At 57.0% G+C, this 19,190-nt stretch carries 21 protein-coding genes and 1 pseudogene; 1 reads left to right on the top strand and 21 read right to left on the bottom strand.

Features of this window, described 5'->3' with window-relative positions; genetic code table 11:
- Positions 1 to 363: 363 nt before the first annotated feature.
- The 5 genes and pseudogenes from IPN69_08325 to IPN69_08305 all read right to left on the bottom strand — a co-directional run bounded on the left by IPN69_08325 (position 364) and on the right by IPN69_08305 (position 9,270).
- A complete protein-coding gene (locus tag IPN69_08325; protein ID MBK8810723.1) occupies positions 364 to 1,359 on the bottom strand; it encodes a hypothetical protein in 996 nt (331 codons plus the stop codon).
- The gene (locus IPN69_08320; protein ID MBK8810722.1) at positions 1,360 to 3,255 is read right to left on the bottom strand and encodes a hypothetical protein; all 1,896 of its coding nucleotides are present in this window, start codon (positions 3,253 to 3,255) and stop codon (positions 1,360 to 1,362) included.
- Complete coding sequence (locus IPN69_08315; GenBank protein ID MBK8810721.1) at positions 3,252 to 4,361, bottom strand: hypothetical protein; 1,110 nt, start codon at positions 4,359 to 4,361, stop codon at positions 3,252 to 3,254. Before IPN69_08315 ends, IPN69_08320 begins: the two co-directional genes overlap by 4 nt.
- A gap of 560 nt (positions 4,362 to 4,921) precedes the next feature.
- Positions 4,922 to 5,230 (bottom strand): annotated as a pseudogene (locus IPN69_08310) (phage tail protein).
- A 326-nt stretch (positions 5,231 to 5,556) separates the two neighbouring features.
- Positions 5,557 to 9,270, bottom strand: a complete 3,714-nt coding sequence (locus IPN69_08305; protein MBK8810720.1) for a tape measure protein — start codon at positions 9,268 to 9,270, stop codon at positions 5,557 to 5,559.
- Between the two features lie 133 nt (positions 9,271 to 9,403).
- Between IPN69_08305 and IPN69_08300 the strand changes: the two genes are divergently transcribed.
- Positions 9,404 to 9,730, top strand: coding sequence for a hypothetical protein (locus IPN69_08300; GenBank protein MBK8810719.1), 327 nt, complete (start codon positions 9,404 to 9,406; stop codon positions 9,728 to 9,730).
- A gap of 411 nt (positions 9,731 to 10,141) precedes the next feature.
- Here the strand turns inward: IPN69_08300 and IPN69_08295 are convergent, their stop codons facing one another.
- From IPN69_08295 to IPN69_08220, 16 genes are read right to left on the bottom strand one after another with little or no spacing between them, the layout of a single operon-like run.
- Positions 10,142 to 10,861, bottom strand: coding sequence for a hypothetical protein (locus IPN69_08295; protein MBK8810718.1), 720 nt, complete (start codon positions 10,859 to 10,861; stop codon positions 10,142 to 10,144).
- A 53-nt stretch (positions 10,862 to 10,914) separates the two neighbouring features.
- Positions 10,915 to 11,988 carry a hypothetical protein gene (locus IPN69_08290; GenBank protein ID MBK8810717.1) on the bottom strand — a complete coding sequence of 358 codons (1,074 nt, stop codon included), beginning with the start codon at positions 11,986 to 11,988 and terminating at the stop codon, positions 10,915 to 10,917.
- The gene (locus IPN69_08285; GenBank protein ID MBK8810716.1) at positions 11,988 to 12,197 is read right to left on the bottom strand and encodes a hypothetical protein; all 210 of its coding nucleotides are present in this window, start codon (positions 12,195 to 12,197) and stop codon (positions 11,988 to 11,990) included. Before IPN69_08285 ends, IPN69_08290 begins: the two co-directional genes overlap by 1 nt.
- A 9-nt stretch (positions 12,198 to 12,206) precedes the next feature.
- A complete protein-coding gene (locus tag IPN69_08280) occupies positions 12,207 to 12,665 on the bottom strand; it encodes a hypothetical protein (GenBank protein MBK8810715.1) in 459 nt (152 codons plus the stop codon).
- Complete coding sequence (locus IPN69_08275; protein MBK8810714.1) at positions 12,662 to 12,922, bottom strand: hypothetical protein; 261 nt, start codon at positions 12,920 to 12,922, stop codon at positions 12,662 to 12,664. Before IPN69_08275 ends, IPN69_08280 begins: the two co-directional genes overlap by 4 nt.
- On the bottom strand, positions 12,919 to 13,317 hold the full coding sequence (locus tag IPN69_08270; GenBank protein ID MBK8810713.1) for a hypothetical protein: 399 nt from the start codon (positions 13,315 to 13,317) through the stop codon (positions 12,919 to 12,921). Before IPN69_08270 ends, IPN69_08275 begins: the two co-directional genes overlap by 4 nt.
- Positions 13,318 to 13,324: 7 nt before the next feature.
- Positions 13,325 to 14,410 (bottom strand): hypothetical protein, encoded by a 1,086-nt coding sequence (locus IPN69_08265; GenBank protein MBK8810712.1) that lies wholly within the window; start codon positions 14,408 to 14,410, stop codon positions 13,325 to 13,327.
- A complete protein-coding gene (locus tag IPN69_08260; GenBank protein MBK8810711.1) occupies positions 14,403 to 14,738 on the bottom strand; it encodes a hypothetical protein in 336 nt (111 codons plus the stop codon). The genes IPN69_08265 and IPN69_08260 overlap by 8 nt, the downstream gene beginning before the upstream one ends.
- Positions 14,735 to 15,115: a hypothetical protein gene (locus IPN69_08255; protein MBK8810710.1), complete on the bottom strand. Its 381-nt coding sequence runs from the start codon at positions 15,113 to 15,115 to the stop codon at positions 14,735 to 14,737. Before IPN69_08255 ends, IPN69_08260 begins: the two co-directional genes overlap by 4 nt.
- Positions 15,112 to 15,324 (bottom strand): hypothetical protein, encoded by a 213-nt coding sequence (locus IPN69_08250; GenBank protein MBK8810709.1) that lies wholly within the window; start codon positions 15,322 to 15,324, stop codon positions 15,112 to 15,114. The genes IPN69_08255 and IPN69_08250 overlap by 4 nt, the downstream gene beginning before the upstream one ends.
- Entirely contained in the window at positions 15,317 to 15,745 is a 429-nt protein-coding gene (locus IPN69_08245; GenBank protein ID MBK8810708.1) for a hypothetical protein, read from the bottom strand. Before IPN69_08245 ends, IPN69_08250 begins: the two co-directional genes overlap by 8 nt.
- Before the next feature lie 3 nt (positions 15,746 to 15,748).
- Entirely contained in the window at positions 15,749 to 16,009 is a 261-nt protein-coding gene (locus IPN69_08240; GenBank protein ID MBK8810707.1) for a hypothetical protein, read from the bottom strand.
- 60 nt (positions 16,010 to 16,069) lie between these two features.
- Positions 16,070 to 17,263, bottom strand: a complete 1,194-nt coding sequence (locus IPN69_08235; protein MBK8810706.1) for a hypothetical protein — start codon at positions 17,261 to 17,263, stop codon at positions 16,070 to 16,072.
- Between the two features lie 37 nt (positions 17,264 to 17,300).
- The gene (locus IPN69_08230; GenBank protein ID MBK8810705.1) at positions 17,301 to 17,690 is read right to left on the bottom strand and encodes a hypothetical protein; all 390 of its coding nucleotides are present in this window, start codon (positions 17,688 to 17,690) and stop codon (positions 17,301 to 17,303) included.
- Positions 17,691 to 17,728: 38 nt separating this feature from the next.
- Entirely contained in the window at positions 17,729 to 18,952 is a 1,224-nt protein-coding gene (locus tag IPN69_08225) for a hypothetical protein (GenBank protein ID MBK8810704.1), read from the bottom strand.
- A gap of 4 nt (positions 18,953 to 18,956) precedes the next feature.
- Entirely contained in the window at positions 18,957 to 19,187 is a 231-nt protein-coding gene (locus tag IPN69_08220) for a KTSC domain-containing protein (GenBank protein MBK8810703.1), read from the bottom strand.
- Positions 19,188 to 19,190 lie beyond the last annotated feature (3 nt).

Genomic DNA, 19,190 nt, shown 5'->3' with positions numbered 1-19,190 from the left:
GTCATCACCAACACGATAATGAGCGAAACGGTGAATTGACTCACTCAAATGTTTCTAGGTATTCTTAAGCCCTATTGCTTTTGAATAGTGGAGGGATCAAAGTGCCAAATACAAACGACAGAACGCTAACACTCCTTCTGGAACACCTCAGAGGATCCGGAGACGCGTTGCGAATCGCGACTGAAGACTTGCAAGAACGAGTTGACTGGGCATTGTTTGACCAACCATTACCTGAGGGCTGTCCTTCTCGGGCATCGTTGGCTTTCTTCGAGATGCGTAGGGTAGACAAATACGTTTATGAAGTTCACCACCTCTTCGCTAGGCTTAAGGATCACATTGCTGCAAATTATGCCGATGACTTGATCAAACCTCCCGAACTCCAAACGCGTAATTGAACCGATTGCTCACCTCAGAACCTTGCTCAGTCACCGTGGTCGCGAATCTGACGATTCGGTCGCGGGCAGGGTAGTAGCGCCAGTCGCGGTAGACGAATTTCGTAAGCGGGAAGTGCTGCTCGTAGAACGAGTGGACAGCCAACATTTCCGCTTCCTCTCGCACCGAAAAACTACAGGCAAAATTGCTCTTGAAATCGCCCCGGACAAGTGCTTTCGGGTCGCCGTCATACGGCTCCGAAAGGTAGGATTCCTGACCACGTTCCTCGGTCCGGGTTCGATCGGCGGCAAACGGGAAGATGTATCGGCCAGCCGAATCAATCTGCCACAATTGCCACTTCTGGGCGAAGTATCGATAAATGTTCGCCCGAACGTTGTCATTCTGGCTCGTCGAGTACACCAGCGATTCGAGAAACCATCCTTTCCACTTACGACCACTGAAACCACGATCGCGACCGATCTGAATACCGTCCATCGCGATCCCAGCCGGAAATTGAAGTTCAATGACCGCGAACGCGTTCATGGGCGCCGCCTGATTTGATTCCGCGTATGCAAGATCCGCCTTCTTATAGATGTAACTGCCGCCGTGCGAGAAGTTGTAGAACTTCGTTTCGGTTGCACCTTGGCCGATCAGCAACCCGTTCGATGCGCCGTCCGACAACAATCCTTCGAGATTCGCGGAGAATGTCGCGCCATCGAATTTGGCAACGATGAAGAAATGCCTTGGTGACACCGTCGACCCGTGCGAATAAACGAGCGGCTCATTCGTCGAACCGTTGAAGTAAATCGCCGAGCGGCCGTTCAGAACATCAGCCTGCAACGCCGGCGCGTTCGAGCCACAAACGAGATCTCGCCCGTTGCCCGAGGCATCGCTAACGAGCGCGCCGGAGACGGCCGTGTCGGCGGGATGCCAGGCGAATAAATCCGCCTTGCCGATCAAACTTGAATTTCGAAAATCGTATGCCATTTAGGTCCACTCCAAACATTTGATAATCCGCTCATCAGCGTCTTTTCCGATCGCTTTGTCCGTTGCCTCGAGAACGAGAAACCTCTTTTCAGTCCAGCCCGGCAACGAGTGCGTAACCCGCACCAGATCGCCGGGCTGGACTGAAAGAGTTTGCGGCATTCCGTCAAACTCGCACACCAGCCCGGCCGTGCGAAGCTTGGCGTAATGCCGCAAATTGTCGAGAACCTGCCAACGGCGTGAGTTCCCGACGAACACGGTCTCTTCGATAATCCGATGCGCTTTCTCCTGCAGTTCCGGCAGGTCGTAAAACAACTCGGGGTCAAATTTCTCCAGATACCGGCTTTCCAAATCGCGACCATCGGCAATGAACCGATTTGGCAGATTCAGCAGTTCTTGTTGAGAGAATCGAGAGTAGAACCTGAACCCGTTCTTTTTGACGATGTTCGACTCGTCGAAATCAAACACCGTTGACAATTCATCAACGCAAAAGAACGACAGTTTTCCGCCAACATCCTGATATAAGCCATTGCAGGAAAAGAGTATCTGCCGGAGAAAGTCGGCGAACGTCGTCGGCCTGATAAATGCAACGTGACTTTCGAACCGGTTGAGGTCGACGTTCTTTGGGTATAACCGATCTTGAGGCACCGTTTGTCGAGGCTGGCTTGGCGATTCCCACTCCAGCTTGAACTCAGCGGTCGAACCCGATTCGTTCCACTCGAGTTTGATGTCATAAAACGAATCGGCCGTCAGGGCAATTGTCGCCGAATGTGTGCCGACGGTCCCCCATTGGTCGATCAGAACAGTTGACAAATTATCAACCCAAAGCTTGCCGCCGTTGTCGTGGGTCAAATAGAACGTATACGTTTCCGAATACTTGGCGCGGATCTTCCCTTCAAACCGGGCGGAGAAGTCATCGACGTTCAAGTTCAACGCCGGGGCACCGCTTGACGGATCGAACTGAACCACGGGATCAACCCGCGTTTCCTTGAGCGTGTCAAAGGCGTCTCCGTCATAATAGCGAGCGGTTAGACCTACTCCTTGAGGGAGCGTCGTATAATCAGGCGTTACCTGCTCGTTTGCGATTTGCCGCAAATTATCGAGGGAAATCCAGTCAATTCGGGCAGCCGGTTTCTTCCAGATTTCCATCGCCCCGAACGCGAGCACGTCAGCCGGATTCGTGAGCAATTGATCCGTGTCGACGACGTCGCCGCCGTCGTCGTAGATGTCGCCTGTCTGGCAGTCGATAATGCAGCTGAATCCGTCAGGCGGGTTATTCTTTGTGTCGATGTCAGGAATCCCGCTCTCACTTCCGCTCGGACATTGCGCACGGACCCAGGCAGTATTCGAATGCGGCGTATCCGACAAAAATACCGCGTCGACGCCCTGTTCCAGATCGTTCTTTATGACAAATTGACTGCCCGAACCGTTGTCCGTCAAATCAATTGCGGTTCCGCCCAGGAGAGACGCCACCTTAAAGGTATTGGTCGCGGCATCCCGAACGAAATAGATCGTATCCGCGGTCAATGGATCAGCGAGATCGATGCCGGACACAAACACCATATCGTCGTCCAAGTATCCGTGGGCGGCACACGTTATCGTGTTCGTCGTATGATCGACCGTGAAGGCTTTGTATTCGGGCTCCGGCGCTCGTTTCCCGGGGTGAAATACCATCGACGCGGCCGACCGATTCACACCCCGAAACCACGCACCGACAATCCCTTTCCAACCTTTTCCGAACGCCTCGCCAAGAATCTGCTGAATGGTCACAATGTGGGTCGGCGACGTGCCGGTGACAATTGACTTTGCGAGATCACCGGCGACGACGTGACGCCCGAAGGCGACCTCCAAATATCGAGATTCCGGACTGCTGTTCCTCAAATGGTCAATAAAGGTCATATCTGATTTATCTCCACATCAACCGGGTTTTTCGTGTTATGCGCGACTATCAAACCGTCCTGCGTGTCGCCGGCCGCGTAGATATGGCCGCTGATCATTTCGATTTTTACGACAGATCCGATCGAAGCGCTTTGTCGCACGTATTTGACAGATGATTGGGCGGGGCATCCTGCCTCGTAAACCATTACTGGATCTCCAAACCAAAACTGGGTGACCGGTTGGCCTACCCGATCGGACGCGCAGGTGATCAGTTTGTGGGTCGGCGACGAGTAACATCTCGCGCCTGATTTGGTTTCGACTTCGTAGATCGCGATTTGGTCAAGACGATGAAGTGACCTGATTGGATGAGCCGACCCGTCGATCGGATTAAGAAGCAAGTCCGACGTCGTGAGATCCGCCACTTTCTTCACGCCGAACTGGCCATCGGCAATCACGGCGATCCACTGATCCAATCGCGGGCATCCGTTTCCACCGCCGTTTCCGATATCAATGTTTCCACCCGTGCCTGGCGCTGACGCATCAGGATTGTACCGATGCTCAAATCCTCCGAAGGCGTGCCCCCAACCTAGTCCGTCGCAGCCGGATTTAGACCGCAAATGGTGATTGCAGGCCGTCTCAGCCCCGACATATCCGCACGTCTTCGGATCTTTGAAGACGAAGCTGCAGGGCAGCGCGAGTGTGCGGTTGCATACGATCTGCCCGGGGGCGACGAGATCGGACAAAACGTCAAACGAGAACACAAGATCAGTCGCGTCCGGTTGCTGCACCACTCCCGGGAACAGTTCGATCCATTCCTCGAGCCCTGATCCTCGATAAAGACGCCCGACAACACACTCCGCGTTTAACCATTCGGCCAGATTATCAACAAGGTGTCGTCCAAGCACACCGTCGACGTTTTGAAACTGCAGTCCCACACGATCGGCGGGAGATTCCATCGTTAGACGGATCTCGGAGGTATCGTTCAGATCATTCGAATACAGATCGATCGGCTCGCTGGAAAGGCGCAGCGAATCGATTGTCGGAAACGAAATGTCGGCGGTCCATACGATCTCACGCGTATCACCTGCCAAAATCGTCTGCAGATCTGTTGAAAGTACTCTTGCCATCAGTCTAAGGTTTTGTACCTCATTATCGACCCCTTCCACGTTCGGGACGTTGCGCCCGACGTGGGGGTAGCATTGCCGAACCTGTACCGGAACGTCGTCGTCGCCGAGGCCGTAAATGCAAAAGCCATTTTCACGGCCACAAGATCATCTAAATTCGCAGTCGGCACACCCGTCGGAACGGCCGTCGTATTTGCCGCCGCTGCCGCAGTGATGATCACGTTTGCGACGGCGCCGGCGGCCGTCAGTCCCTGATAGGTGCCTTTGCCCCTGATGGTGCCGGAATCCACCCTGAGATCGGCCGTGTAATCGGCCGTCGTGTTGTTGCCGGAAATCACCAACTGCAGTTCGACCAGATAGTGCGCGTTGGCAGTTACCGCAAATGAAAATTCGGAGTCGTTCGCGACTCCGGAATTTGTCACGTCCTGGTTCGCCGATTTGACGATCACGGTCCACCCTTCCGCGGCATCGACGCCGAGCGTCGATCGTGCGGCCGCGGCGTCGGCCGCGCCGGTCAGAGTTCGGATAAACGCGGATAGATCAGCGAGTGCGGCCGCGCCAGATCCCGTGAAATAGGGCAGTTTGTCGGCGGCCGAGGTCAATCCGGCAAGCGCTGTCAATTCGCTGTCAACAGGCTGTTTCCCCGCGAGCGCCGTAGTCATCGTGGCCGCGAAGTTCGGGTCGTCGCCAAAAGCGGCTGCCAGCTCGTCGAGCGTGTCGAGCGCGCCGGGCGCGGAGTTGATCAGCGTGGCGAGCGCGGCCGCGACGAAGGCAGTCGTCGCCAGTTGCGTCGTGTTCGTGCCGCCCGCCGCAGTCGGCGCAGTCGGCGTGCCGGTCAGCGCCGGCGACGCGATCGGGGCCTTTGCCGCAAGGTCCGCCGTCAGATCCGTAATGCCGCTTTGCGGAATACCGGTGAGATTCGCCGGGACAACGTCGATGTCGACCTCGTTGTCTCCGGCGTCGTTTGTGATCGTGAGCTTGCTCGATCCGGCGTTGAGGTTCTTAAACCGCAATTCCACGCCGGATTTTTCCTTATATATACCGACGCCGGCGACGCCGACGTTTGCGGCGGTGTTCGCCTCCCCGGATCCTGCGGTCAGTGCGGCGAAATCATCCTGCAGCTGCTTAACATCGGCACGAACTCCGTTGTATAGTTCCTGCAGGCGGTAACCGATCGATTGCGATATTCCCTTGATCATCAGATATCACCGGTCTTCTTCAGTTTCTTATTGACCCTGATCATCGTCCGTTTGCCATCGTCGGATTCGATCCACGCTCGAGCGCTCTCGGTGAACGACACGCCCTCAAGAATGAGGTTGAAACTCGGCTGGACGGTGATTCCCGCTCCGGCGATCCCGCCGGTTGCCAATTTCGGTGACGCCGCCGCCGACGGATAGTTGGGAACGCCTGCCGAGGCGAATACATCGAAGCCGGCCGCGGCTCGAGCGCGCGCCTGCTGGCCCGGATTCAGAACCATTTCCCCGCGCGACAGCAATGCGAGCAGATCGTCCCGTCCGTCAAACCGACCGGGGAGCAAACCGTTCGGCCGCAGAAAAACGCCGGCGGCGAATTCGGGCAGAATTCGTTTGTTGCGGTCGGCTGCGCCTTTTGCGATCTCGACGGCCTTTTTGAGTTGGTCATACAGACCGTCCGGTTCCTTGTCGAATTCCGCGAGCTTGCGCTCGATCGCCGATCTTGACTCGCGCTTGTATTTTTTGCTCTCGAACTGGACGCCAAACCCGCCGGCAATCGCGGCCCGGAGTTCACGCGCCTTGGTCAATGCCTGATCCGGATCAGTTCGGAAAAACCGAACGTCCTCGATCAGCTGCTGCATTTCCGCAAAGGCATCGGCAAATCCTTTGTTGAGTTGCGGCATCTTCTCCTTTTTGTCACGCTTGCGCTTCGGGTCGCCTCCCAGAATACCCATCAGGATTCCGGCGCCGGCACCGATCGCCGCGCCGATCGCGGCACCCACCGGACCGCCGAATTGGAGTCCGAGCATCGCGCCCGTACCGGCCAGCGATATCGTGTTTCCCCATCGCCCACCAATAATCCCGCCGGCGATCGTCGCGACGGCCGCGATCCCGCCGATCGTCCCGGATGTGCCGCCGCCAAAAAACCCGCCACCGCCGCCCGCATTTGCTCTTCCGGGTGAAGCGGTTGGGATCGATATACCGGAAGGCAGACTGATTCCGCCACCGCCACTACCTGAACCCGGGAGTTGCAACGGTATGTTCGGATTCCAGCTTGGAGTCTGTCCGCCGCCGAAGATTCCGCCGCCGCCGCCACCACCACCGCCGAAGATTCCGCCCAGACCGGGTATCTGCGATCCCCCGCCCGATCCTGACGATTGACCGGTAAGCAGTTTGAAAAACTTCGACGTGAGCCACTCCGCGGCCGCACGGATCAGGAATCGACGCATTTCGCCGATGATCGAATCAAACAACCCGGACCAATTGCGATCTGCGATGTTCGAAAGGATGTCCTCGAACATTCCGGCCGTTTGGTCAAAGGCGCGTTGATATTCCTCCTGCGCCCGTACCGACGCTTTGAGCGTGTCGATCTCCTGCGCCTTGGCAAGAATCGCGTCCCGGATCTTTGGATCGAGCCCCGCATACGCTTCTGTCTGGAGCTGTTTCGCCGCGGCATCGCGTTTGCTGAGTTCGGCGCTGATTCCCAATTGGACGTTCAGCTGTGCGATTTCCTCGTTGAGATCCGCAATGAAATCTTTACCCGCCTCGTCGGTAGCTTTCTTGTTTGCCAGATCGATCGCGTCTGCAAGTTTAAGGAAGGTTTGGATCCACTGGTCCGCCTCCGTTTTATCGCCAATGATGGCAAAACCTTCGGCATTTTGAAACGTCGTCAAGAATCCCTTCCAGGCTTCGCGGATCTTCCCGAGGGCGCCAACCGACGTATCGACGTCCAGCACCTTGAGCGCTTCCCGGTACGCGTTTACAAATCCTTGAATCTGACTGCTGAATGCCGACATTGTTACGTCGACGCCATTGTTGTCTTTTAACCCATTCAATCCGAGTCCGCTCGAGACATTCTGCAGGGCTTCGTCCAGCGGCCCTTTTGTGCCGTTCAATCCCTGGATGAATTCAGTCAATTGCTGCATACCGGACCGATTGAGGTCCATCAAATTCTGGACGTTTTTCTTCGTCGCAACCTTCTGCAGCGTCGCTCGCGTAAGCTCGATCTTCGAGTTCAAGGAATCGAAGTTTTTGCCTTGTCGCAACACCCATTCTTCCAATTGTTGAAGCTGGGTCGCCTCCGGAAATCTGAATTCGAAATCGGCACTTTGCGCCAGATCATCGAGATAGTCGCTCGCTCCCTTGAGTTGTTGGTTGTAGTCGTCCTGAGCCGTCTTGGCCGCCTTGAGGCGATCGAGTTCCTGCGCCCACAGCAAGGATTGCTGAGCGAGAGCGCTGTTCATATTGGTGATTCCCTGACTCAGCAGTTGCTGTTTTGTCGCTGCCACCTGAGATTCGTCGCCGAAGAAAATCACCTGCAGCGACAGGTTGCGAACGACACCGGCAAGCGTTTCATATTCCTTTTGACTCGCCTTCAAACGGTCGATTTGCGATGCCAATGCAAGCGCGTTGCGTGCGAGCGGCGCCCGGAGATCGATGTTCTTGGCAAGCAGTTTTTGTTTTGTGGCGGCAACCTCGGACTGTTGCCCGAAGAACTGGATCTTGGTCGTCAGGTCCTTGACGATCTCAGACAGTTCCGCCGTCTGCTGTTTCGCTTCGGCAGCCTTGAGCACATCGCCGATCGGCGTGAGGGATTGAACTGCACCGTTTACGTCCTGCAGATCCCGCTTGATCGGTTCCGCGATCTTTCCCGGTTCAATGATTCCAAGCCCCTCGCCGAGAGCACTGAAGAATCCGCCAAATAGGTTCTTTGTGATCGGATCTATGATCTCGCCCTTGGTGAATATCCCCGAAAGGCGACTCCCCAGGTATTTCCCCAAACTGTCAATGATCGCACCGAGCCCGAGTCCGAGCCCTTCGCCGATGTACTGGGCTATGACATTACCGACGCCCTTGAAATCATTGCCTTGTTTGCCGATATCTTGGGAGAACCGATAGGCCAAATTCCCAATCCGATCATAAAGCGGCTGAAACGCGTTCGATGCCACTTGAAACAGCGAATCACGGATGTTGGACATCGAGCCGGCGAACGTGCGGCTTTGCCGTTCCATCGCATCGCCGAACCGCTCGCGTGACACCTTTTGAAGTGCGCTGAGCATCACTTCGGAAGATATTTTGCCTTCTTCCGCCATTTTTCTCAGATCGGCCTGCGTTCTGCCGGTCGCTTTTGACAGGAGATCGAATCCGTTGACACCCCGCTCGGCAAGCTGTTCCATCTCTTCGGCCGAGACTTTCTGCTTGCTGATCATCTGCACGAGAGCGACGGTGACGCCTTCGAGTCGTTCCTGTGACGTCTCGCCGGTCGCTGCGACGACATTTCCGATGTCGGTCATCAGCGGAATGATCTTCGAAGCCTCGACGTTTGCGCCGAGCAATCGTTGAGACAGTTGGGCAATGCCCTGAAATTCAAACGGGGTCGATTTTGCGAAATTCTGTATATCGAGGAGGAGCTTTTTCGCACGGTCACCGCTACCAAGCAGTGTCGTGAATCCGATTTCGGTTTGCTGGAGACTGGATTTGTATTGCAGAAGAGCGGCAGCGCCCTCCATAAACTTCTGAGTGATCGCGGTAACGGCAGCGGTTCCGAGACTGCCGATGAATGCACCGGCGGCAACCCGGGCGGTTGACAGAGAGGAGCCAACCCGGGCACCACCGTCGGCAAGATCGTCCACCGCACGCTTCATCCGCCGGGCCGATTGGCTCGCCCGGTCGAAATCCGCATCCTTCACGTCGATGATTAGTTGAACTTTTCTCGCCATTGGGTTTAGACTTTTGACTCAATCAATTCTCAGGAGGTTCGAAGACATGAAATATATGCTTTTATTGCTCGCCGTATTGCTCGCGGCATCGGTTGTGCCAGCGCAAACAAAGCCGACACCCAGACCGATGAAAATGAAAAACGACGCGGCCCGGCAACTTGACGAAATGAATGAAAAGATTCGTGTCGCGGAAGAAGTCGTGAAAATCGCGGAAGACGATCTGACTGCACTTCGGGAAAAGTACTCAGACGAATATGCCAAGGTCAAAGAAGGCCAGGATCGCTTGACTAAGCTGCGGGAGTCACTCGGACAGCTGTACGTCATTCGAGAGAGGCTTGAAAAACAGATCCTCGTTGAAAACATTCCAAACAACCAGACCGAGCTTCTTCGAATCCTCGTCAGACAAAACGAAGAGATCATCGAACTTCTTCGCGCTATCAAACGAAACACTGAGAATTGATTGTCAAAGATCAGGTTCTTTCGATAAACCTCTGGATCCTTGCGGCCCGGAGGTTTTTGATTTGGATCTCGTATTCTCGCCACAGAATGAAGAGCTTTACCGTTTCGAACGGGTACGGATCCCAGTCGATTTCGAAGCCGGCGTTCTCCCAACGCACGATGTCCTCGATTTCGTCGGCAAGTTCAGCCGGGTCTGACCCGTCATCGGCTTCCTCATCCGGGTTGGTCAGCCATTTTGTCGGAAGAAACTGGCAGCCCGTACAGACTGATTCCTCCTTTTCTTCCGGCGTTTCGCCGCGCGCGGCCGCGAAATCCTGACAGTCCGTTTCGCCGGGACAGACACGAGCGCCGGAGCCGAGATCTTCGTATGCCCGTTCAAAGACGCGAGCGCGGATCAGATTCGCGGCCGCGGCTACTTTTTTGGGTCTAGGACCGGGGCAAAAAGCGCCGCGATTACGACGTTTTTGAAGCGCAGCGGCACAACGTCGCCCGCGAAGCCCGACACCGAAACGAACATCTCGTCATACAGTTTCCCGATCGCCTCGTCCTGGGGAACATACTCGACCTTCGCCTTTCGGCGCAGTCCGCGCGTCTGTTCCTGCTTGAACCTGCGTTGCTGGATTCGGTTGTGCTTCTTCTCGAATTCCAGCGATCGCTTGAGCATCTTGTGGCTTTGGCGAACGATCTGGCCGTTGAAATGTGCTTCGGTGAAGACCGTTTGCGTTTGCGCGAGCGTCCCGAGTTTCCGGACACCGGTTGTCGGCTTGGCTTCGTCATCGACGATCGCGATAGCCAGCAGTTCATTGAGCGAGTCAATCTTCTCCTGATCGGGAATCAGGTCTTTCCAGGAGCCATCGATCCCTTCGGTGTCGATGTTCTCGACCCGTTCGATCAGATCGTTCCAGAGTGCGATCGACGCGGCCCGGGCGTTTTCGTCCAGTTCATCACCGGCCGATCGCAGCTTGAGTTCGCCGACCCACTGCAGATATCGCTCGTCGCTGAGCGGTTTGAAGACGTGGGCGGTGTCGAACACCTGCCCGTCGTCGGTCACTTTGAATTCAAATCGATTGGGTGCCGAGGCGTCATACGCCGGTTCTGCTGCTTTTTCAATACCGAGGGCTGGTTCGGTCATAACGTTTTGTTCTCCTGTTGAGAAATTCGGCGGAATTCCGTCCGCCACGGAAATTAGAACGCGGTTGCGTAGCTGGTGACGTCGTTTGTCAGTTCGACGGTGAACAGCTTGTTGGCGGACACGTCAAACAGCGCCTTGCCGGAGATGGCGAACTGCCAGATATCGTTGACGAGCACCGGCTGAGTCGTTCGGTACTTGGCGATGTTGATGATGGTCTTCAGCCTGTAGTTCTGTCCGGATTCGATCTCGCCGCCGACGGCCTCGAGCGTGATCGCGATCGGACGCTGGTCCTGAACGCATTCAAACTCCGGACTGCCGGAGGCCATATCGACGTTGAACGTGAAATCGAGCATTTGCTTGTCGAATTCGCACGCCGAGCGGATCATTCCGCTGTCCGGATCTCCGTCGACCAGAAAGTTCTGGCAACCCGGACGGAATCCCGCTTCTTCGAGCAGGGTGTTCTTGTAATTGACCTCGAACGATCGGTACCGGCACGCGTACGGATCCGTGTACGCATCTCCGTCGTCGGGCGTGATCCCCATCATCGTGTTGAACAGTTTGTACAATCCGCTGAGATTTGTTACGACCGGCGTCGCGGTCGGCGGATAGGTAACGGCCGGATTGTTGACGACCTTGCCGTTGCCGACAAGCCCGAAATCCAAAGTCAGAATTCCGGCTCCATCACCTTTGAGCGACCAACCGTCGCCGACCATCGACGGCGCCAGTTTGTGCCAGCCGTCGCCGAGTTTTTCGACGTACGACACGGCCTTGTTCTGGCGCGTCACGGTCGGATCGGTCGGGACAAAGGTATGCTTGCGGGTGTTCGTCGCGCCGCCCGGCGTCGTCACGGTGTCGCCCATCGTCAGATAGAACACCTTGCCGATTTCCTGAGCGTGGCCCGGAATGGTGTGCTGGACCCGCACGTCGTGCCGTTCAAGCCATTCCTGGGTTTCGGAATTCACGCCGTGCGACCACTCGGCATCATCCGCGATTCCGGGTTGATACTCGAGCTTGTTGTCATCGATCACGATCAGCTGCTTGTAATTGCCGGCCGAGATCGCCTTTTGCGTAGCGTAATCCGCCTGAAGCGCCCACGCGTATTTTCTATTGGTTCTGGTGTCGGACATTATTCACTCTCCTCCTGCTGGTCTGTGTTGGCGGCCTCGGTTTCGTCGTTCGGGGATAGCTCCTTCAGTCCGAATTCACGAACAAGGAAATCCGCAAACGTGCGGCTGATCGTCTCGATCGTCTTGCCCGGCTGCAGCTCAGCCGAGAAATTGCCCTGATTCACGAATTCGGGCAGATCCTTACGTTTTGGTACCTTTAGTTTGATCACGCGTTTCTCCTAATAGTTCTTGTAGGTATCGCCCATCGGATTTACCGTGAGCGGAATGTTCGCCACCGCAAATGGCTCTCCGTCAAATACGTCATAGCCGCGCACCGATCGTCCGATCAACAGATCACAGACACGATCGCCGAGACTTGCGTTCTCGTTCAGCAGCGAAACGAGCGCGGATTCGATCGCCCAGCATCGCTTGAGCGCTTCCGCGCGGGCGGATTTGTCTTTGCCCTCCACTTTGGCAAAAACGACGAGGGTAAGAACCGCGTCGATCTCCTTGATCTCGCCGCCGACGCCGGGCGAAGGCATCGAAACGCACTCGCTGATCCGAACGCCGGCCGCGGACTGGATCTTCTGGTAGACGGTGTCGTGCAGCTCGATATCGCAAAGCGCGGACGTATCCGCGGCCGCCGCGATCGCGGTCTCAAGGAATTCGAAAACACTGATTTCGATCGGATTGCTCATTTGAGATCGTTTGGCGCGAGCACTTCGAGCAGCTTAATCGTCGCCCCGTCCTTCAACGTTTGGAGCGCCGAGGTTTTGACGAGGAGAATCTCCTCGGTCGTCAGGTCCTCGCCTTCGGCAAGCTTCGCCTTGATCGCGCGTTTCTGCTTGATCCCCTCGATCGAGCCCGATTGGCTGTTGTCGAGCGCGAACTCGATCAGATCGCCAAGCGAGGTCTCGGCAGCGCCTATCTTTAGTTTTTGCTTGAAGTCGGTCATGTTGTTTTGAATCCCTCCGGCAACCCGATGTCCGTGATCTCGGCGCGGAGATCCGTGAGCGAGAATTGTTTGGTCTCGGGCTCGCCCGTCTCGTCGTTGATCACCCGCGACGGGATGAACTTGGTCGTCGCCGCCAGATCCCAGCTCGCGTCGGAGATCTCGAGCGCGACGTTGCCGATGCGTTGAAACATCGCCAGCACCTCGGCTTCCGTGATCGGCAGGACGAACGTCGCTTTCTGGTTGCCACGCGCCCACTCGTCGGCGTTTTCGAAGACGGCGAACCGGACGGATCCGGCGCGTCCGTAGTTGATGTCCGCGCCGGCCCATGTCAGGAGCGCGTTTTCGACGCCGCCGAAGCGGTTGGTGAATTGCAGTGTTGCTATTTTCAGTCCCATACGTTTTTTACGGTTCGATCGCGATCTGCTGGGCCGCACCGGACGAAAATCTCGCCATCAGTCGTGTCTTTCCGGAGCCGTTGTCCTCGGCGAATACGATCACGTTATTGGCCGCAGGTGCAGACGGGGCTGACATTTCCTGCAATTGCAGAGCGCCGCCACCCGATGATGCGTCTGTGATTTTTACGATGGCGGCGGCAGCACGAAACAGTCCGGTGTCTGCATAATTTACGCCGCCGCTGGAAGCGGTGAACATAAAACCGAATCCCGAGTTGACCGTCCAACCGCCAACGACCGGGTGCCAGTAGCCGCGGGCACTGCCCGCATATTCCAGCACGATGTAGCGATCGTACAAATAGAGGTCCCCCGAGGCATTCAAAGCGCCAAAGACCGCGTCGCTATTGTTTTTCCATTCAAACAAATTAGCGGTCTGCGACGACGCGCCCTTAATTGCCAACGGTGTCCGGTTGGCGTCTTTCGCGTAAAAGGTGAAGGGGGTCGATCCACCACACTCAGCCACAGGGACATTCTCACTTCGAATGGTCAACTGACCTGTGGGTCCAAAATTGATAAATGTGACCGTGCCACCAGCGGCAAAAGCGTAATTGTTTGTTGCTGGCGTCACGAGCCCGCTGAACAGTGCCGCTATGTTTTCTCCGGGAAATCGTTGTGCAATCCAAGCCCGCCCCGCACTGACGCTAGTGTCACCGATAGTCAGTGCCAGTGCCGAGACATCCCATTTCAATGCGGCATCGTTCGCCAAGACGCCTCCGGCCCCAACAAACAGCACACTCCCCGCCGTCGGCGAACCGCCGATCGTGCCGCCAATCGCCATCCCAGAGAATCCCGAAATCTGCGCCTGCAGATTCGCGAAGGCCTGCAATATCGTATCCGTCCCGGCGATCGCCTGATTCGAACCCGCCGCCAGCCCGGTCAGCGTTGTCGCGCGCACCGTCGCCGCGAAATTCGTGATGTCGCCGGCATCGGTTGAACCCGGAGGTCCCGCCGGCCCGGTGATCCCCGCCGGGCCTTGGATACCCCGGCTTACGACCGAGATCTTCTCGTTTTTGACTATTACGGTCGGCTTACTCATACAAACTCACGATCGTCAGATCGCCTACGATCAGCTGCGATCCATCCAGCAAGATCACATATTTCGCGTTCTGAAATTCCCACGCGTCGATGGTCGCTCCCGGAATTGCGACCGTGATCTCTCCCCCGGCCTCATCCGTTATCTCGATCTCCGGCGCTGATTCGAACACGATTTCATCCTGACCGTCCGGCTTGATGCGCATTTCAACCGACTTGCCCGTCAGGTCGTACCTGGACTGCGTCAGATCTTCCGGCCCATACTCAAGGACGATCGCCTCCGTTTCACCGCGGCGCAGTGTGATCGCCAAATAATTTTGTTGATCCTTCATTCGAAGAACTCCCTGAAAACCGCATCTCCGATCCTCGGGGCCTGTGCTTCCAGCTGGGCCGCCGCTCGGTCGTCGAACGGATTCGGTTTGGTCGCGGCCGCGCGGCGACGGAATACGTAGATCTTGCCGTTGACGGTCAGATAGCTCTCGCCGCTCGGCGCGGTCGGCACCGGTACGAGAAGCGCCTTGGCCGTCCGCGGCCGGATCGCGGCCCGCCCCCGGGCAACCGCTTCGGCATAATTGAAATCGCGCTGCGCGCGCAACGTGACTTTCTTCGTTTTGCCGTTCGGCGAATGAACCGTTGCCTGCCGGGATCCCGTGCGCCCGGACCGTGCCGAAACTGTCAGGGTCGCGATCGGATAGTCGATAGTCGTCACTCCGAAAGAGTTCTGTGAGCGGTTCGACATCCCGAGCGGCGGCGCGACGCCTTGCAGAAGATTTCCGGTCTCGTGAGCGGTTGCCGGATCTCGCGCCGCAAAAGCTGGTAGCCGCGTTCCGCGAGCCGGCCCAGCAGCGCGTGTTTGGCCTTGCCCATCTCAACGACGAACTCATCGATCCCGCGTGTGTCAACCCGGATGCTACTCATCTTCTACGTATTCAAATCCGATTTTCGGCGATCCGTCGGCGTCCATATACGGCTCCGCGATTTCACGCGCCGCCTCAAGGAATTGGATCTGCACTTGCGCAACCTGATCCGGCGTCAAGTACTTCCGCAGTTCTCCTCCCTCTCCGGATGCGGCGGTCGCCAGTATCCCTTTTGATCCCATCGGATAATTCAACCCGATCATCGCGTAATGGTAGGCGAGATGGGCTTCCGCGTTTTTCAGATCGGCCTGGAGATCCTCGTACTCCGCCGCTTCGAGCCCGCCATTTGCGTAGTTCGTGTCGCCGACCCACTTCCGCAACCGTCTCGAGGCCGAACCGATCGCCGGAGCGATGCGGTTCGGTTCGATATCCGTCGCGATGTCGAATCGCTCACAGAATTCTTTCGGAGTGATCAGCGCCATAGACTATTCTTCGTCCAAACCCGAACCTGCATCGGGCTCTTCGGTCTTTTGGGACTTTGCCTTTTCGGCCTTACCTACGTCCTTTGCGCCTTTGGGTTTTGCCGCCTCCAAAACCAATCCGCCGGCGTTGAATGCGGCTTTAGTCGCCGCGCCGATCTTCTCGCCAATCGTCGCCTTGCCGGTTCCGGCAACCTCTAGTCCGGTTTCGAAATCAACGAAGATTCCCTGTCCGGTCCGCAACTTTACGGTGTCTCCCTTTTTCATTTGTCACCTCACAGATCTATATTCCGGCCCGGGCGAACCCGGGCCGGGCCTAGTTTCGGATTAGCTGTACGGCTGCATCCAGGTATCGAAGCCGCTGCCCGAGAAGGCAACCGCTCCGTCGACGACGATCGAAGCATTGCGCTGGATCTTCGCGAAGCCCGTCGTGATCGAAACGTACGCCGCCTCGATCTGTTTTGAGATGATCTTCTCGGTTTCGACGAGCAGCGGTGCCGACGTCAACTGGATCATCGACGCGGACGGATCCTGAATGATGACCTTGTCTCCCGTAACCTTCGGCGACACAAAAAGCGTCTCCGGCATCGTGAGCGGGGTCTTGAGCATTGTGGCGAGCAGCGGCGCGCCCGGGAACTGCTTGTTCTTGACCTCGGTGAGGTTCAGAAAATTCAGCGCCGAGGTGGCGTTGCCGATGATCTGCGATCCCGTCCGACCAAGGAGCGACAGCTGGATCGCGACGCGCGCGAGATCGTACCAGGTCACCTTGTTGGCCGTGTTTTCGACTCCGATCACATCCGCGGATTCCGAGGTGTCGGCCTGATCACCGTTGATGATGGTCTCGACAGCCATTCCGTTGAGCGTGTGGCCAAGGATCCGCCCGGCGTCCTCAAAGAAGATCTGCGCGAGGCTCAGCGAGTTGTATCGGATCGCCTCGTACGTGATCTTGAACCCGCGGGCCTTTTTGGTCAGCTTAACGTCTTTGGATCCGTACGTGACGAGTCCTTCCTCGATCGTCGCCGCTTCGGCCGAGTCCTTCATCAGCGCGTCCGCGATCTCGATTTGCGGCATCGTGACCGTCGGCTGCGAAACCGTTTCCTCGCGGATCACGAGATCCGGATAGAAGGTGCTCTGAACGGCGCCTCTCATCACCGGGTCAAGGAAGACCTCGCGCGACATGAAGCGTTCGCGGCCCGCATCGTACGTTCCGGCAAGCGCCGCCGTCCGGATTCGCTGCAGGCTTTCGCGCTGAGCGATCCCCATCCCGCGTCGAACGCCGTCACGGATGATCTCCGTCATCAGCGCCGCGGAATCAGGGTCCGCGTACAGCTGGTCGACCGTCGTGCGGCGCGGATCAACATCGAGTTCCGCGTAAAGATGATTCACGGACAGCGGATTACCGTCGGCATCCTTGTATTTGTCCGCAATGTAGGTCGAGAGATTGCAATCGCCGCGCAGCGCGCGCTGGCGATTGAGGCTCTCGACAATCTGTCTGACGTTTCCTTTCAAACCGTATCCCATAGTTTTTTTCTCCTTTGTCTGGAATTTGCCGTTCTGATTAGAAAGTCAGAACCTTAACCGTTGCCTCGTCCGCGCCGCCGACCCACGCAACTCCGTAGAGCCGTTTGAGCGCGTCGGTTCCTTCGATCCACGCCTTGACCGTGTGCTTGCCGGTCGACGGGCTGAGCGCGCCGAGTTTGACCCAGTCGCCGGCCGTGATCGCCCCGTCGGCCTCACACTCGACCAGTTCCTTGAACTTCGTCTCGACCGTGCCGATGCCGTCGGCGAGCTTCGCCGGTACCGACAGACGTCCGATCGGCGTTCCGTTCGCAGCGGCCTTGTCGACCGTCGCGTCGCCGGTGATCGCGACCACCGTATCTTTCGGCAGATCCGCCGTTTCCACGGTCGCCGGGATCGCCAAACCTTCAACTTGCGCTAATGCTTTCATTTCACTTTCCTCTCGTCTGGTTTAGTTAACGTCCCGGCCTAGTCGTGAAGACCAACCGAAGGGACAGCCGTTGCCGACTGGCGTACGCCGCCGGCGTTTTCGATCGCGTCCGAATCCTCAGCGGAACTGCGGCCCGCGGGGAGCCGATCGGACGCGCGCTTTTCGTAGTAGGACGCCATTTTGACGAGCCGATCGAAATCCGCTTCGTCGATCTGCTGCGCGACGTATTCGTCGAGCTCGCCCTCCTCCGCGCCGAGCTCGGCGAGACGCGCGAGGCGTCGCACCTCGGCACGTTGCTTTTCAACGTATTTGTCCGCGGTCGCCGCTTTCGCCTTCAATGCCGCCAAATCGACGCCGTCGTATTCGCCGGCGACCTTCGCCAGTTCGAGCGCGCGATCCAGAATCTGAGACTCCGGCACGTCGTCGGTTTCGGTCTCGAGACCCAGCGCCGCGATCTGTTCCTTTGCAAGTTTCATAGTTTTCTCCTTTCTGTTGTTTGCCGGCGCCGCGTCGGCGCTGAGACTGTCATCTTCAAAATCGTCTTCATCGTCAGCGCGTTTTTTCGCGAGCCGGTCGGCTCCCTGAAATACAAGGCTGGCATCCCAGTAATCGAGTATTTCAGTGACGATAAAGCGAACGATTTCGCCATCGACCTCTTCTCCGAGAAGCCGGAAGAACTTGTATTTGTCGTCGGCCGCGATGTCCGGATGCGAGAACTCGAACCGGAACAGGACCGTCATCGACGTTGAATGGATCGCCGGCGGCTGCATCAGCAGCCCGCGCGCGATTCGCGGGTTCATCAACGCGTCGATCTTGTAGGTGGCATTGATCCCGGGCACACCTTCCGATTGCGCGCCCGCTTCATCCCATTCGGCGGAAACGACCGAACCGAGCCAGTTGTTTACATCCCACATCTGGTGATTCGGATAGACCGTGGTGCCGGGAAGTTTCGAAACGGAGTTCTTCAACACGTCTCCGCTCGTCCAATCGAGCCAATGTCCCGGCACGATCGACTTCGACAGCGCGCGGAAACTGACGTTGATGTAATCACCATCCTCCGGCAGCACATCGGAAACGTCCGCGAAATTGAAATTGTCCTGCTTGTTCTGTTGGGTCCAGAGCGATGCCTTCCCGGCTTTGGCGAGCTTGGCGGCAAGTTGGGTATCGGGCGCGACGCCTGACGCCGCAAACCGCGCCAGCAGGTTCACCTTGGCCTGCTGCCCTTCCAGACTTACGATCTCAATTCCGTTTTGCAGTTTCATCGTCCTAGTCCTCGATCCTTTCGTTCGGCAAATGCCTGATGTTCGCGTGAAAATACTTGCCGGCTGATCCGTTGGTACCGTCGAACGTCGCGGAGAACTCGGCCCATTTATCCGCCGGGAAGTCCGGGTAGCGGTGACCGGCGCCGCTCTTGAAAATCACCGTGAGCACGCGCGCCTCCGGATCGTATCCGGCTCCGCTGATATTGCTCGACACAACGTTCTGAATCTCACTCATATT

The organism is Acidobacteriota bacterium (genome assembly GCA_016715115.1).
Lineage (GTDB): Bacteria > Acidobacteriota > Blastocatellia > Pyrinomonadales > Pyrinomonadaceae > JAFDVJ01.
The sequence above is the reverse complement of the archived record's forward strand: the minus strand, read 5'-3'. Positions and strand labels throughout refer to the sequence as shown.